General features: G+C 68.2%; 14 protein-coding genes and 1 pseudogene. 9 read left to right on the top strand and 6 right to left on the bottom strand.

Annotated features, from left to right (window positions below; translation table 11 throughout):
- Window positions 1-534 precede the first annotated feature (534 nt).
- The 8 genes from urtA (at window position 535) to OG331_RS51880 (ending at window position 7,338) form a co-directional block, all read left to right on the top strand.
- On the top strand, window positions 535-1,791 hold the full coding sequence (urtA, locus tag OG331_RS51845; protein WP_406190460.1) for an urea ABC transporter substrate-binding protein: 1,257 nt from the start codon (window positions 535-537) through the stop codon (window positions 1,789-1,791).
- A gap of 52 nt (window positions 1,792-1,843) precedes the next feature.
- Window positions 1,844-2,731 (top strand): urea ABC transporter permease subunit UrtB, encoded by an 888-nt coding sequence (urtB, locus tag OG331_RS51850; protein ID WP_406190457.1) that lies wholly within the window; start codon window positions 1,844-1,846, stop codon window positions 2,729-2,731.
- Window positions 2,728-3,849 carry an urea ABC transporter permease subunit UrtC gene (gene urtC / locus OG331_RS51855; RefSeq protein ID WP_406190454.1) on the top strand — a complete coding sequence of 374 codons (1,122 nt, stop codon included), beginning with the start codon at window positions 2,728-2,730 and terminating at the stop codon, window positions 3,847-3,849. Before urtB ends, urtC begins: the two co-directional genes overlap by 4 nt.
- Window positions 3,846-4,631: an urea ABC transporter ATP-binding protein UrtD gene (gene urtD, locus OG331_RS51860; RefSeq protein WP_406190451.1), complete on the top strand. Its 786-nt coding sequence runs from the start codon at window positions 3,846-3,848 to the stop codon at window positions 4,629-4,631. The genes urtC and urtD overlap by 4 nt, the downstream gene beginning before the upstream one ends.
- A 5-nt stretch (window positions 4,632-4,636) precedes the next feature.
- A complete protein-coding gene (gene urtE, locus OG331_RS51865; RefSeq protein WP_406190448.1) occupies window positions 4,637-5,329 on the top strand; it encodes an urea ABC transporter ATP-binding subunit UrtE in 693 nt (230 codons plus the stop codon).
- Window positions 5,330-5,344: 15 nt separating this feature from the next.
- Window positions 5,345-6,094, top strand: a complete 750-nt coding sequence (locus OG331_RS51870; RefSeq protein ID WP_406190445.1) for a metallophosphoesterase — start codon at window positions 5,345-5,347, stop codon at window positions 6,092-6,094.
- Between the two features lie 221 nt (window positions 6,095-6,315).
- Window positions 6,316-6,750 carry a transposase family protein gene (locus OG331_RS51875; protein ID WP_406190442.1) on the top strand — a complete coding sequence of 145 codons (435 nt, stop codon included), beginning with the start codon at window positions 6,316-6,318 and terminating at the stop codon, window positions 6,748-6,750.
- Window positions 6,751-6,780: 30 nt separating this feature from the next.
- Window positions 6,781-7,338 (top strand): hypothetical protein, encoded by a 558-nt coding sequence (locus OG331_RS51880; protein WP_406190439.1) that lies wholly within the window; start codon window positions 6,781-6,783, stop codon window positions 7,336-7,338.
- A 40-nt stretch (window positions 7,339-7,378) separates the two neighbouring features.
- Here the strand turns inward: OG331_RS51880 and OG331_RS51885 are convergent, their stop codons facing one another.
- The 6 genes and pseudogenes from OG331_RS51885 to OG331_RS51910 form a co-directional block, all read right to left on the bottom strand.
- The gene (locus OG331_RS51885; RefSeq protein WP_406190436.1) at window positions 7,379-8,233 is read right to left on the bottom strand and encodes an urease accessory protein UreD; all 855 of its coding nucleotides are present in this window, start codon (window positions 8,231-8,233) and stop codon (window positions 7,379-7,381) included.
- Window positions 8,230-8,919, bottom strand: a complete 690-nt coding sequence (gene ureG, locus OG331_RS51890) for an urease accessory protein UreG (RefSeq protein ID WP_406190433.1) — start codon at window positions 8,917-8,919, stop codon at window positions 8,230-8,232. The genes OG331_RS51885 and ureG overlap by 4 nt, the downstream gene beginning before the upstream one ends.
- 39 nt (window positions 8,920-8,958) lie before the next feature.
- Window positions 8,959-9,633 carry an urease accessory protein UreF gene (locus tag OG331_RS51895; RefSeq protein ID WP_266592331.1) on the bottom strand — a complete coding sequence of 225 codons (675 nt, stop codon included), beginning with the start codon at window positions 9,631-9,633 and terminating at the stop codon, window positions 8,959-8,961.
- An 86-nt stretch (window positions 9,634-9,719) separates the two neighbouring features.
- The gene (locus OG331_RS51900; RefSeq protein ID WP_406190431.1) at window positions 9,720-11,777 is read right to left on the bottom strand and encodes an urease subunit alpha; all 2,058 of its coding nucleotides are present in this window, start codon (window positions 11,775-11,777) and stop codon (window positions 9,720-9,722) included.
- A complete protein-coding gene (locus OG331_RS51905; protein WP_406209542.1) occupies window positions 11,774-12,169 on the bottom strand; it encodes an urease subunit beta in 396 nt (131 codons plus the stop codon). Before OG331_RS51905 ends, OG331_RS51900 begins: the two co-directional genes overlap by 4 nt.
- 165 nt (window positions 12,170-12,334) lie before the next feature.
- Window positions 12,335-12,631, bottom strand: a pseudogene (locus OG331_RS51910) (urease subunit gamma); the annotation flags it as partial.
- 703 nt (window positions 12,632-13,334) lie between these two features.
- On the opposite strand from OG331_RS51910, the gene OG331_RS51915 reads away from it, so the two are divergent.
- On the top strand, window positions 13,335-13,814 hold the full coding sequence (locus OG331_RS51915) for a hypothetical protein (RefSeq protein WP_406190428.1): 480 nt from the start codon (window positions 13,335-13,337) through the stop codon (window positions 13,812-13,814).
- Window positions 13,815-13,923 lie beyond the last annotated feature (109 nt).

Here is a 13,923-nt window from a genome sequence, read left to right on the forward strand (position 1 = left end):
CTGCCCGGAGCGGTATTCGCTGCCGCCGGCCAGGGGACGTGTCCCGACAGGGCGATCCGTAGCCGCGCGCGACGTCCCTCGGTACACGGGTTGTGTCATGTCCCAGCCTCCCCGCCAAACCCTGGCGACGGAGATGGCGAGCAGCAGGAACACCTGGTTGGCACGGACTGTCTCCCTTTCGTCTCTTTTCTTGGCCGCTCGGGGGAGTGAACGTGAAACTCGGCCATACGCCTGTCACCGACGAGGAAGTTGCAGAGATGGAAGTTTCACAGCCTCTGACCAAGCCAAAACGCCCCTACAGCCCATCGGAGATGGTCATCGATGGTGTGGTGTGGAGGAATCATTCGGAGAGCAAGACCTTGAGCGTCTACAAGCCTCGCAGGCTGTGGATGCACTTCAGCGACCAGCCCGGACGCCCCGGAACGGCTGGGGATCCGTGCGCCACCGCCGCCGTTTCTGAAGCGCGTCCTATCTGCTCCCTCCCCAGAGTTTTCCGCTCTCTTCGCATCGCCCTTCGGGGCATGGAGGTTTTGTATGTCCGGGCTCAGCATCAGCAGACGCGGTCTGTTGGCCGGTATGTCAGCGGTCGGCGCGTCGGCCGCCCTCAGCGCTTGTGGCGCCAAGACCGGGGACAACTCCTCGGCCGACGCGGCCGGCGCCAAGGCCGACACCTCCGGCAGCACGGTCAAGGTCGGTCTGCTCAACTCGCTGTCGGGCACGATGGCCATCAGTGAGGTCACGGTCCACAACGCGCTGCTGCTTGCCATCAAGGAGATCAACGCGGCCAGCGGTGTGCTGGGCAAGAAGCTGAAGCCCGTCAGCCAGGACGGTGCCTCCGACTGGCCGACCTTCGCGGAGAAGGCGGAGGCCCTGATCAAGGACGACAAGGTCGCGGCCACCTTCGGCTGCTGGACTTCGGCCAGCCGCAAGGCCGTCAAGCCGGTCTTCGAGCGGTACAAGTCGCTGCTCTTCTACCCGGTGCAGTACGAGGGCCTGGAGCAGTCCCCGTACATCTTCTACATCGGCGCGACCACCAACCAGCAGATCATCCCGGCGCTGGACTACCTCAAGAAGCAGGGCCTGACCAAGCTCTACCTGGTCGGCAGCGACTACGTCTTCCCGCGCACCGCCAACAAGGAGATCACGGCGTACGCGAAGGCCAAGGGCATGACGGTGGTGGGCGAGGACTACGCGCCGCTGGGCTCCACCGAGTTCAGCACCATCGTCAACAAGGTCAAGGACTCCGGCGCGGACGCCGTGTTCAACACCCTCAACGGCGACAGCAACGTGGCCTTCTTCAAGGAGCGCAAGTCCTCCGGGATGACCGCGAAGAGCATGCCGGTGCTGTCGGTCTCCATCGCCGAGGAGGAGGTCAAGAGCATCGGCACCCAGTACCTGGAGGGCCAGCTCACCGCCTGGAACTACTACCAGACCACGCCCGGCGCGGCCAACACCAAGTTCGTGGCGGCGTACCAGGCCGAGTACGGCAAGGACAAGCCGACCAGCGACCCGATGGAGGCTGCCTACATCTCGGTCTACCTGTGGAAGGCGATGGTGGAGAAGGCGGGCTCCTTCGACGTCGCCAAGGTCAAGGCGGCTTCGGACGGCATCACCTTCGACGCCCCCGAGGGCAAGGTCACCGTCGACGGAGCGACCCAGCACGTCTACAAGACGGCCCGGATCGGCAAGGTCGGTGCGGACGGACTCATCACCGAGGTCTGGAACTCGGGCAAGCCCATCAAGCCGGACCCGTACCTCAAGGGCTACGACTGGGCCTCCAGCCTCTCCTGACCCAGGCCCAGCTCCATACGGACGGACCTCGTCCCCGACCCGGAGCCGCTCCATGACGGTCATCCTCAACCAGTCCTTTACCGGCATCAGCATCGGTGCCGTCCTCCTGCTCATCGCGCTCGGCCTGACCCTGACCTTCGGTCAGATGGGCGTGATCAACATGGCGCACGGCGAGTTCATCATGACCGGCGCCTACACCACGTACGTCCTGCAGAAGTCCATCAGCGGCGCCGGGATCTCGCTGCTCATCGCGCTGCCCGTGGCCTTCCTCGTGGCCGGCGCCATGGGGGCGCTGCTGGAATGGCTGCTCATCCGGCGCCTGTACACCCGGCCGCTGGACACCCTGCTGGTCACCTGGGGCGTCTCCCTGATGCTCCAGCAGCTCGCCCGGGACATCTTCGGCGCCCCCAACGTGCAGACCCGCGCCCCGGACCTGCTCACCGGCAACATCTCCGTGGGCGGCGGCATCACCCTCGCCAACAGCCGGCTGTTCATCCTCGGTCTCGCCCTGCTCTGCGTACTCGCCCTCACGCTGATCCTGCGGTTCACGCCGCTCGGCCGGCGTATCCGGGCCGTCGTGCAGAACCGGGACCTCGCCGAGGTGTCGGGCATCGCCACCGGGCAGGTCGACCGGCTGACGTTCTTCATCGGCTCGGGCCTCGCGGGCGTGGCCGGTGTCGCGCTCACGCTGGTCGGCCCGATCGGTCCGACGACGGGTACCAACTACATCGTCGACGCCTTCCTGGTCGTCGTCGTGGGCGGCATCGGGCAGTTGAAGGGCAGCGTGATCACCGCCTTCGTGCTCGGGGTGCTCCAGTCCGTGCTGGAGTACTCGACGACGGTCAGCGTCGCGAAGGTGATGGTGCTGGTCGCGATCGTCGCCTTCCTCCAGTGGCGTCCCCAGGGCCTGTACACACTGCGCACCCGGAGCCTGGCATGACGACAACGACCCCCTCCTCTCCGACGACGGCCGCCGTGACGAAGCCACCGGCATCCCCGCTGGAACGCTTCCGGGTGCCCGGCGGCTTCGCCCTCGGCGCCGTACTCCTCCTGGGCATCGCGCCGCTTGTCCTCTCCGACTTCCGCCTCTCCCTGCTCGCCAAGTACCTCTGCTACGCGATCGTGGCCGTCGGCGTCAGCCTGGCCTGGGGCCGCGGCGGACTGCTTGTGCTCGGCCAGGGCGTCTTCTTCGGCCTCGGCGGCTACGCCATGGCCATGCACCTCAAGCTCGCCGACGCCGCCGCCACCGGCGAGACACTCCCCGACTTCATGCAGCTCTACGGCTCCGGGGGCGCCCTGCCCTGGTGGTGGAAGCCCTTCGCCAATCCCGGGTTCGCGCTCGCGGCGACCGTCCTGCTGCCCATGGCCGTCGCCGCGGTGCTCGGCTTTTTCATCTTCCGCCGCCGGGTCAAGGGCGCCTACTTCGCGATCCTCAGCCAGGCCATGGCCGCGGCCCTGTCCATCTGGCTGGTCGGCCAGCAGGCCACCACCGGCGGTACCAACGGACTCACCGGCATGCAGGGCTTCTTCGGCTACTCGCTGGACGATCCGGTCAACCAGAAGATGGTGTACTTCATCATCGCCGTGGTCCTGCTGCTCCTGATGGTCCTTGCCCGCCAGCTGTTCGTCAGCCGCTACGGCGAACTCCTCATCGCCGTACGGGACTCCGAGGAGCGGGTCCGCTTCCTCGGCTACAACCCGGCCAACGTCAAGCTCGTCGCCTACGTCGTCGCCGCAGGCATGGCCGGCCTGGCAGGCGCGCTGTTCGTGCCGGCCGTCGGGATCATCTCCCCGGCCCTGATCGGCATCGTGCCGTCCATCGGCTTCGTCATCGGCGCGGCGGTCGGCGGCCGGGCCTCGCTGGTCGGCGCGGTGCTCGGCGCGATCGCCGTCGCCTGGGCGCAGAGCACGCTCTCCGACGCCTTCCCGGCCGCCTGGACCTACTTCCAGGGATTGCTGTTCATCGTGGCGGTCGGCTTCCTCCCCGGTGGCCTGGCCTCCCTGGTGACCGTCATCCGCAACCGCCGAACCCGCACCCCTGCAGGAGAGACAGCATGAGCGGCGAGGGACTGACCATCCGCGACCTGCGGGTCACCTTCGACGGCTTCACCGCCGTCGACGGCGTGGACCTGGACATCCAGCCCGGCGATCTGCGGTTCCTCATCGGGCCGAACGGTGCCGGCAAGACCACCCTGGTCGACGCGGTCACCGGGCTGTCGAAGGCCACCGGCTCGGCCCGCTTCGGCGACCAGGAACTCATCGGCAAGCCCGTGCACCGCATCGCCCGTCTGGGGATCGGCCGTACATTCCAGACGGCCACGGTCTTCGAGGAACTGACCGTCCTGCAGAACCTCGACATCGCCGCGGGAGCCGCGCGCGGACCACTCACGATGCTCCGCCGCCGCAAGGGCGTACCGGAAGCGGTGACGAAGGGCCTGGAGACCACCGGCCTGACCGAGCTGCGCGACCGCCCCGCGGGCGCGCTTGCCCACGGCCAGAAGCAGTGGCTGGAGATCGGCATGCTGCTCGTCCAGGACGTACAACTGCTGCTGCTCGACGAGCCGGTCGCCGGCATGAGCCACGACGAACGCGAGGCCACCGGCGAACTGCTGCAGCGGGTGAGCGAGGACCACACGGTCGTCGTCATCGAACACGACATGGACTTCATGCGTTCCTTCGCCCGCAGCGTCAGCGTCCTGCACGCCGGCAAGGTCCTCAGCGAAGGCACCGTCGCCCAGGTCCAGGCCGACCCGAAGGTCCAGGAGGTCTACCTCGGCCGCGCCTCCGAGCCCGAGCCCGAACCCGAGCCCGCTCCCGTTTCTGTCGCCGAGGAGGCGTGACGCCCATGCTGGAGATCAACACTGTCCGGGCCGGCTACGACCGCACCACCGTCCTGCACGGCGTGACCGTCTCGGTCCCGAGGGACGGCGTCGCGGCCGTCCTCGGTCACAACGGCGCTGGCAAAAGCACTCTGCTGCGCGCCGCCATGGGCCTGCTCAAGCCGACCAGTGGGACCATCCGGCTGGACGGCGAGGACATCACCCGCCTTGCCCCGCACCAGCGGGTGGCCCGCGGCATGGCGTACGTCCCCCAGGGCCAGCAGTCCTTCCCGCACCTCACCACCGCCGAGAACCTCCAACTCGTCGCCGACGGCCGCCCCGACGGCAAGGAGGCCATCGCTGAAGCCCTGGACCTCTTCCCCGCCCTGCGGGAGTTGTCCGGCCGCCGCGCCGGCCTCCTCTCCGGCGGCCAGCGCCAGCAACTCGCCATCGCCCGAGCCCTCATCACCCGCCCGAGGCTGCTCCTGCTCGACGAGCCGACCGAGGGCATCCAGCCCTCCGTTGTCGCCGAGATCGAGGAGACGATCCTGGCCCTCGCCCGGCGGGGCGGACTGTCCGTCCTGCTCGTCGAGCAGCACGTGGGCTTCGCCATGCGCGCCGCCCAGCACTACTACGTCCTGGAAGCGGGCCGCGTGACCTCCTCCGGCGACCGCGGGGTGGAGGCCGAGCAGACCGTACGGACCGCGCTCAGTGTGTGAGGACGGAGGGTTCCCATGCTCATCGCGCATGTGAGCGACCTGCACATCGGCGGCAGCGAGGACAGCGTCGAGCGGGCGATGAGGGTGCGGGAGTACCTCAACGGACTCCCCGGCCCGGTCGACGCCGTCATGGTCACCGGAGACATCGCCGACCACGGGCTGGCCGACGAGTACACGATCGCCCGCGAGGTCATGCGGTACGACGCACCCACCATCGTCTGCCCAGGCAACCACGACTCCCGGACGGCGTTCCGCACAGTGCTCCTCGGCCAGAGCGGACACGGCCCGATCAACCAGGTCCTGCGCCTGGAGGGCCTGACCATCGCCCTGTGCGACTCCAGTATTCCCGGCCGCCACGACGGTCACCTGGACGACGAGACGATCGGCTGGCTGGAGTCCGAACTCGACCGGGCCGAAGGACCGGTGTTCGTCGGCATGCACCACCCGCCCGTACGCCTCGGCCTGCCCTCGGTCGACGCCATACGGCTGACCAACCCCGACCGGCTGGAGAAGGTCCTGAAGCACCACCCGCACGTACGGGCTGTCATGGCAGGCCATGCCCATACCGCGGCGTCGGCGATCTACGCAGGACTGCCGCTGTCCGTCGCACCAGGGGTCGTCTCCACCCTGAAGCTGCCCCAGGAGCTGGTGCTGCCCGACCAGTGGACCGAAGACGACGCACTCGACTTCGAACTGCCACCGGCCATTACCCTGCACGTCTTCGACGGCGACCGGCTCGCGTCCCACACCAGAGTCGTTCCGTAGCGCCAGTTGGTCCGGCCGAGGACGGCACGAGGAGTGCGTCGGTCTCCGTCAGGCGCTCGACGCCAGGGCTGCGACATGGCCGCATTGCCGACACACGGAGCCTTTTCCATTTGTAGGGCGTGTGGGTGACGTGGTGGCGTTTGGTTGACCGTGGCGTGACGAACGGGGCATCCCGCTGGTTGGCGAGTCGCCAAACACAGCCTCACGTGCGGAGATGCCCCGTGTTCTCTTATCCTGCCGCATGCGACGTCGACGAAGAAGTTCTGGAACTGGTCACGACGGTGATCGCATCGCGAGAGGGAGACCGGGCTTGCAAGCTCCGCCCGTACGACCGAGCGCGATGCACGCTGGTCTACCTGCGCAAGCACGACACCCTCGAACAGATCGCCGCCGGCTTCGGCATCGGCGTGGCCACCGCCTGGCGCTACGTGAACGATCAGCACACCCAGCCCTCCGACCCGTACGGACCGCTGTACCACGCCCTGACCAGCGAAGTGCTGCCACCCCGAAGGGCGGACAGAGTCAGCCCACGCGCCGTGAAACGACCCATCTCACCCTTCTCCTACAAACAGGCCAAGTCCCTGCGTGAGAGCCGGACAGCACGACGCGCCACCTACACGATCAGACTCAGAAACCCCGCCAGCACGCACCCTTGACAACCCCGGCCGGACCCAAACTTCGCGGCATTGCCTTGCAAGAGCCCTGGGAGCGAACCCGAGGGCTGGCTGGTGTGGCTGCAAAGCCATCTCGATGCCGGATGGCGCCCGACTGAATGGCGCCCGGACTGTTGGCTGTTCACCGGCAGCGTCCACGAGCCGCGGACCTCGGTCGCCCTGTGCCGCACCGTCGCGTGCGAGACCGTCGTCTCACCGGCCAATATCTTCTGCCCTTTCTACAAAGAGGAGTTGAAGAAGTCGCCGTTGACGGCTGGGGAACTCGCACGGACACTCGTGCCGGTGCGTAACCGGCTGCCTTTCGGCGGCGTTCCCGAGCAGTGCCGTTTCACCAAGGACGGGCAACGCTGTGTCCGGCCCCGTCACTGCAGACAACTGTGCGCCACCCACTACACGCAGTGGAAGTCGCACGCCGCCCGCAACCTCGCCGGGCTCTGGGAGGACACCGCCGTCCCCTACACCGACGTTCCCGCCTGCCCGGTCACTGCCTGCCCGCTGCCGGGCCTGGCAGCCCGAGGCCTGTGCCGCCACCACGCGCAGCGCCGTGATCTACAGCTGAAGGGTCAGTGAGCCTCCGCTCTGGGCCGTCGGCGCGGTGGGCCGCCCGGCTCTAGGGGGCGAGAGCGTGTGCGTGCGCTTCGTCGAGCAGTTGTCGCAGCCTTGAAGCGGTGGGTGCGACGGCGGTGGTGAGCAGTGCCGGGCCGCCTGCCAATGGTGCGAGGACAGCGCACCCGTCTTCGGCGCCTTCGCCGAGCAGGACGGCATCTCGTCGGACGTCGAGGCGCGGATCCACGATGAGGAGTTGGCCGACGGCGCGGTGTCCGTTCAGGATGGCCGGGCCGTCCCAGCCAGGTTCTGAAGCCCCGTAGGCCGTGTGCTGGTCGAGTAGTGGGCGTCCGGCGCGGTGGACCAGGATCCGGATGACGAGGTGGCCCGGTTCCTCGTCGGCCCGGCCCAGGAGCTGTTCTTCTCGCAGCACCAGGTGTGAGGTGGCGGCCAGTTCGACGGTGTATGTCTGGTGCAGGTTGCTGCCGGCGGCGCTGATCAGGGGCTGTGGTAGCCAGCGCAGACGGGCGTGTTCTCCGATGGTGAGGCGTACGTCGTAGGTGGCCGCGTCGGTGGTGGGGCCGCGCAGGGCGAGTGTGGCGGCGGCTGTGGTGATCTCCAGCTCGGCCCGGTCCTCGGCGGTGATGTCGAGGGTGAGCCGGTCGCCACCGAGCGGGGCGCTCATCGCGCCGATGATCCCCACTGTGGTGGCGTTGCCGTGAGTGCGCAGGCGCCGCAGGTGGAAGGGGCCGTCGCTATGCAGTTGCGGGAGGGTGGTGACGCGTCCGTTGTGCGCGGCGCGGATCCGGGCCGTGGCATGTACGCCGTCGGGGTGTCCGGCGGGCTCCTGGGCGCCAGATGGGGGAAGGCCGGGGCCGGACGTGGTTCGAGCGGGGATGAGCTGGGGGGAGGGGCTCATACGGTTGCCCCGGCGCGCCACTGGGTGAGGTGGCCGGTGACCCAGTCGGCGACTTCGCGGATGCCGTTGTCACAGGTGAGGCTGGTGAAGGTGACGGGGAGGTCGCCGCGCTGTCGTTTCGCGTCGCCGGCCATGGTGTCCAGGTCGGCGCCGACGTGCGGGGCGAGGTCGGTCTTGTTGATGATGAGGAGATCGGCGGTGGTGATGCCGGGGCCGCCCTTGCGAGGGATGTCGTCGCCGCTGGCTACGTCGATGACGAAGATCTGCAAGTCGGCGAGGCCCTTGGAGAAGGTGGCGGTCAGGTTGTCGCCGCCCGACTCGATGAGTACGAGGTCGAGAGGGTCGAGGGCTGCTTCCAGTTGCTCGACGGCTTCCAGGTTCGCGGAGATGTCGTCGCGGATCGCGGTGTGGGGGCAGGCGCCGGTCTCGACGGCGGTGATGCGCTCGGGCGGCAGGACGGCTTCGCGCCGCAGGTACTCGGCGTCCTCGCGGGTGTAGATGTCGTTGGTGACAACGGCGATGCACCAGCGGTCGCGCAGGGTGCGGCACAGCGCGGCGACGGTCGCGGTCTTGCCCGAGCCGACGGGGCCGCCCAGGCCGACGCGCAGGGCACGGCGGCTGCTGTCGGGTCGGGCCGCCGAGACGCTGGGGGTGTGCTCGTGAGGCAGAGAGTGGTCGAGGTGCATGGCAACTCCGTCGAAAGACTCAAGTGTGGTTGTTGGTCGTCAGGAGGCGAAGAGGCGGGCGGTCCAGGCGGCGTGCTGCTCTGCGGTGATGTCCAGCAGGGGTGAGGAGGCCGACGGCAGGGCGTCGAGGCCCTCGGTCATGGCGCGGGCTGCGGCGTCGGCCGCGGCTTGGGCGACGTCGTCGGTCTCGGGGCCGAGGCGGGCCAGCAGCCCGGAGGCGTCGAGCGGGTCGAGGCTCAGCAGGCGCACCGCCGCTGTGGCCGGGCCGCCGACGTTCTCATAAGCGGCGGCGTAGGCGGCGTCCAGCGGGGTGAGCCCGGCGGCGCGGGCGGCGAGGCCCAGGACGACGGGTTGGTGGGCGCCCTGGGGACGTGCAGCGGCCAGGCGTTCGAGTGCGTCGGAGGGGAAGGTGGCGCGGGCCGCGCGCATCATCTGCCGGCCGAGCCTGCGGGCGACGGCGCGCAGTGCGGGGGCGGGGGTGCGTGCGTCGGCGGCGACGTCGAGCAGCAGCGGGTCGTATCCGCCAGCGGCTGCGGCGGCGAGTCCTGCCGTGGTCAGGCCGGTGGTGTGCAGACGCCCGCGGCAGAACGCCTCCAGGCCGGGGGTGTCGTGGACGGCTTGGTGGGCGACGGCGGCCTCGACGCCGCCGGAGTGGGCGTGCCCGCCAGCGGGGAAGCGGCCGTCGGCCAGGAGGAGCAGGGCTGCGCGGCTCATGGGGGAGCGGCTGCCTTTCGCAGGTCGGATGGTGATGCGGTGGCCCGGGCGGGCACATCAAGTCCCCCCGGGGCCCAGGCGGCCATTCAGAAGAGGAAGTACCGCTGTGCCAGAGGGACTTCGGTGACGTAAGAGCGCGGCACGGTGGCACCGTTGAGTTCGGTGCGGGCGTCGCTCGTGGTCGCGCCGCCGATGGTGACCTCGAAGCTGTTGTGGTCGACTTCGAGGCTGTCAGGCACCGTGTCGTTCAGCTTCATGTGCTTCTTCTCGACGCTCCGGGTGCTCTCGATCGCTTCGAACTTCTTGCCGAGGCCGAGACCGTCGTACGTGTTGTTCGAGTCGGTCCCGCCGTTCAGCCGGAGCGCCACCTGCTCGTCGGCCACGAAGTTCACCGAGTTCTTCCCCGGGGAGCGGCTGGTGGAGCCCCAGACCGGGCGCGGCAGGTAGGGCTGCGGCGTTGTGATCGACGCGTTGGCGTCGCCGACCTGCGCGTAGGCGAGCTGGCCGCCCTTGAGGAGCATGTGCGGTTTGACGCCGAAGAACTTCGGCTCCCACACCACCAGGTCGGCGAGCTTCCCGGTCTCCACGGAACCGACGTATTTGGCGATGCCGTGGGTGATCGCCGGGTTGATCGTGTACTTGGCAACGTACCGGCGCGCGCGGAAGTTGTCGTTCGGCTGCAGCTGCTGGTCGTTGAAGGGGTGGTCCGTGTCGTCGGTGATCGTGCGGACCTTCGCGGCTTCGAGGTCCTCCTTCAGCGCCCCGTAGCGGCACTTCATGCCGTGCGCGGTCTGCCAGGTACGCATGACCATTTCGCCGATGCGGCCCATAGCCTGGGCGTCGGAGGACATCATCGAGATGGCGCCCATGTCGTGGAGGAGGTCCTCTGCGGCCATGGTGGACGGCCGGATCCGGGAGTCGGCGAAGGCCATATCTGCCGGAATCTCCGGGTTGAGGTGATGGCACACGATCATCATGTCGACGTGCTCCTTGACGGTGTTGACCGTCAGCGGACGCGTCGGGTTGGTCGAGGCCGGCAGGACGTTCGGGTCCTTGACCAGCTCGATCATGTCGGGCGCGTGACCGCCGCCGGCACCCTCGACATGAAAGATGTGGATGGAGCGCGCCTTCTTCGCCGTGAACTTCCCATCTGCGTCCCTGGCGGCGCCTGTGAAGGCTGCCCGCGTGCTCTCCAGGAACCCCGACTCGTTCAGTGAGTCGGCGTGCAGCGCGAGCTGGACGCCGCGCTCTTCGCAGACGTCCAGGGCCCGGTCGATCACTGCGGGCGTGGCGCCCCAGTCCTCGTGGACCTTGAAGCCGCAGGCACCGGCATCCACCTGTGCGTTGAGTTCGTGCTTGTTCATCGTGCTGCCTTTGCCGAGCAGGCCGATGTTGACAGGGAACTCATCCAGCGCCTCGAAGAGCCGCCTGATGTGCCACGCGCCCGGTGTCACGGTGGTGGCCGTACTGCCCTCGGCCGGTCCCGTCCCGCCGCCGATGAGGGTGGTCACGCCAGAGGCCAGGGCCTCGTGGATCTCCTCGGGGCAGATGAAGTGAACGTGGGTGTCCACGCCACCGGCGGTGAGGATCCGCCCGTTGCCGGAGATGACCTCGGTGCTCGGCCCGACCACGAAACTCTCCGGCGTCACCGGAACCGGCACCGCATTGCCGACAGTCGTACGGTTCGGCATCTCGAACCTGTTGCTCGGAATCGGATCCATCGTCTCGGGGTTGTACGCCTTGCCGATGGCCGCGATCCTGCCGTCACGGATGCCGATGTCGGCCTTGACCACGCCCCACCAGTCGAGGATCAGCGCGCCTGTGATGACGGTGTCCACGGGCCTGTGGGCCGTGGCGTCGCCTTTGCTGTTCCGCCCGTCCCTGGCGAGGTGCGACATCCCCATCGACTCGCGGATCACCTTGCCGCCACCGAAGATCATCTCATTGCCGCTGTACGAAGGGCCGCCGCTCCAATCGGCCTCGATCTCCAACGTGAGGTCGGTGTCGGCGAGCCGGACCCTATCCCGCGTGGTCGGCCCGTACAACGCGGTGTAATCCGCCCGCGTCAGCTCATTGCTCGGCTTCAGCCGGCCCTTGCCAGGCTTCGGCGCCTGGCCACGGCCTTGTCCCTGCGGATTACTCATCGGATGATCCCTTCGCGCAGCCCCTGGATCTTGGTGAGGTCGCTGGTGTTGCTGCCGCCGGCCGTGACATCACCCTGGATCTGCACCAGTTCCACGCAGCACTCGTCGCCCGGTTCGAAACGTACGGACGTGCCCGCGGCGATGTTGAGCCGCCGGCCCCTCGCCGCGTCGCAGTTCCAGAGGCTGCGGTCTTGGGGGACTGTCTGCCCGGCGGGAACCTCGACGCTGACGACCTTCAGCCCCGGGTTGACCTCGGCGAAGTGATAGTGGGAGCCGACCTGAATGGGACGGTCCGACTCGTTCCTCACCTTGATCTTCGTCTTGCCCGGCCCCGGCAAGGTGGTGGCGTCCGTCTGCAGGTTGACGCCCTGCGTGTCCCCGTCGAGGTGCACGTTGAAGCAGATCGCGTCGTACCGGGAGACTGTGTCGTCGTCCTCGTCGCAGCTGACGGACGAGTTGCCGCTGTCGTCGCAGTCGACCGAGGAGCCTGGCTTGCGGGGCGGCTGAGGGTGCTCGACCTTGCCCGGGTAGACCTCGGGTTCCTCCGTGGCCTCCGGGATGGGGTCATGGATCGTGACCAGCTTCGTGCCGTCCGGGAAGGTCGCCTCCACCTGGACGTTCTTGATCATCTCCGGGACGCCGTCCATCATGTCGTCACGTGTGAGCACCCGTCGGCCCGAGTCCATGATGTCGCTGACCGTCTTCCCGTCGCGCGCCGCCTCGAAGACGTGAACGGTCAGCAGGGCCATCGCCTCGGGGTAGTTCAAACGCAGCCCCCGGTCGCGACGCTTTCCTGCCACGTCGGCCGCCACGTGGATCAGCAAGCGCTCCTGCTCATGCGGAGTCAAATGCACGATGACTCGTCTCTGTTGTTCGGATTGTGCGTGCGACCGGGCATGCCAAGGTCACGGACAACGCTTTCCGGATGGCGACGGGCGCCCTTCGAGCATCGGCGGGGAAGATCGGCGAGACGGCCAAATGGCGGGTGATCCACACCATCTGATGAAACTGTGGAGTACCCGGTTTCACCCTGCTGGGCAGGACAAGCGGCCTGGAGATCGGTCTCTACGGCCTTCCTCTCACGCGCCTTGGCGACTGGCGGTGACAGGACTGCCGGAGGCCGTGGTCGGCTTGGGCTGGTCGGACTGGGTGCTACCCCAGGCGTTTGGTGCGATCTTTCGGTTTGGGGGCAGTGGTGTGAGAGGCAGTGGGCCTGGGTGTGTTGTGGCTGGTCGGGGGTTGTTTTAGGGGTGGGGCACTGTCATGGATGTGAGAGATCGGTGGGGGATTGCTGTTGTGGGCTGTTATCGCGGCAGGTGTGACGCTGTCTCAGTTTCGTGGGTTCTGATCCACCGGCTGGCGGGTGGTTGGTGTGATCGTGGGGTGGATCAGGAAGCACGGGATTCGGGCTCTGCAGGAGGGGGCAACGGTTCGGCTGCTGCATTGGCTGTGTCGGTGCGGGCGTTGCGGGGGCCGGCGGTACGCCGCCTGCTGGCCTTGCGTCGGGAGGGGAAGCTCACTACACGGCATGTGAGGGTGGCGGCGGATGCTTTGGGTGTGCGGGAGCGGGCGGTGTGGCGGTGGCTGGCGGCCGCCGAACAGGACGAGGCTGCGGCTGCGGCGCCGGGGGAGCGGGCCCGGTATCACGGGCGGTTCACGGTCACTGCGGAGGTTCGGGCTCTGCTCGGGCTGTGGAAGGGGAACGTCGCTGCTGTCCATCGTGAGTTGACCGCCCGCGCGGCCAGGGGCGAGGGCGGTCTGCCGCCGTCCATTGCGACGCTGCACCGCGCGATCCGGCGTGATCTGACGCCGGGGGAGCGGGCGGGGCTTGCCGGTGGTGAGCGTGAGGCCCGGAAGTACGACGTGTTCTTGTCGCGCCCTCGGGGATGGCGGAACCAGGTCTGGGAGGCCGATCACGTCCAGGCCCCGGTCCTGGTGGACGACGCCTCCTCGCCCAACTCGCGGCACTCGGCCACGACGTCACCATCACGCTCCACCAGTCGCTTGACCTGGGCTAACGCGGGAGCCCGCAGGTGATTTTCAAGAGAGCCCCCCGGCCGATGGCGTGCTGAGTGAGATCACCACACCAACGACGAGGGGCTTCGCCATGTCACCCCACCTGACACGTAAATACATGCAGGTCAGG

This window comes from Streptomyces sp. NBC_01017 (assembly GCF_045162795.1).
In the GTDB taxonomy this organism is placed as follows: Bacteria; Actinomycetota; Actinomycetes; order Streptomycetales; family Streptomycetaceae; genus Streptomyces; species Streptomyces machairae.

Excerpts from the sequence above, each read along its gene's own strand:
- urtA (WP_406190460.1), top strand. The coding sequence starts at position 535 with ATGTCCGGGCTCAGCATCAGCAGACGCGGTCTGTTGGCCGGTATGTCA.
- urtD (WP_406190451.1), top strand. The coding sequence starts at position 3,846 with ATGAGCGGCGAGGGACTGACCATCCGCGACCTGCGGGTCACCTTCGAC.
- OG331_RS51870 (WP_406190445.1), top strand. The coding sequence starts at position 5,345 with ATGCTCATCGCGCATGTGAGCGACCTGCACATCGGCGGCAGCGAGGAC.
- OG331_RS51885 (WP_406190436.1), bottom strand. The coding sequence starts at position 8,233 with ATGAGCCCCTCCCCCCAGCTCATCCCCGCTCGAACCACGTCCGGCCCC.
- OG331_RS51900 (WP_406190431.1), bottom strand. The coding sequence starts at position 11,777 with ATGAGTAATCCGCAGGGACAAGGCCGTGGCCAGGCGCCGAAGCCTGGC.
- ureG (WP_406190433.1), bottom strand. The coding sequence starts at position 8,919 with ATGCACCTCGACCACTCTCTGCCTCACGAGCACACCCCCAGCGTCTCG.
- urtC (WP_406190454.1), top strand. The coding sequence starts at position 2,728 with ATGACGACAACGACCCCCTCCTCTCCGACGACGGCCGCCGTGACGAAG.
- urtB (WP_406190457.1), top strand. The coding sequence starts at position 1,844 with ATGACGGTCATCCTCAACCAGTCCTTTACCGGCATCAGCATCGGTGCC.
- OG331_RS51895 (WP_266592331.1), bottom strand. The coding sequence starts at position 9,633 with ATGAGCCGCGCAGCCCTGCTCCTCCTGGCCGACGGCCGCTTCCCCGCT.
- urtE (WP_406190448.1), top strand. The coding sequence starts at position 4,637 with ATGCTGGAGATCAACACTGTCCGGGCCGGCTACGACCGCACCACCGTC.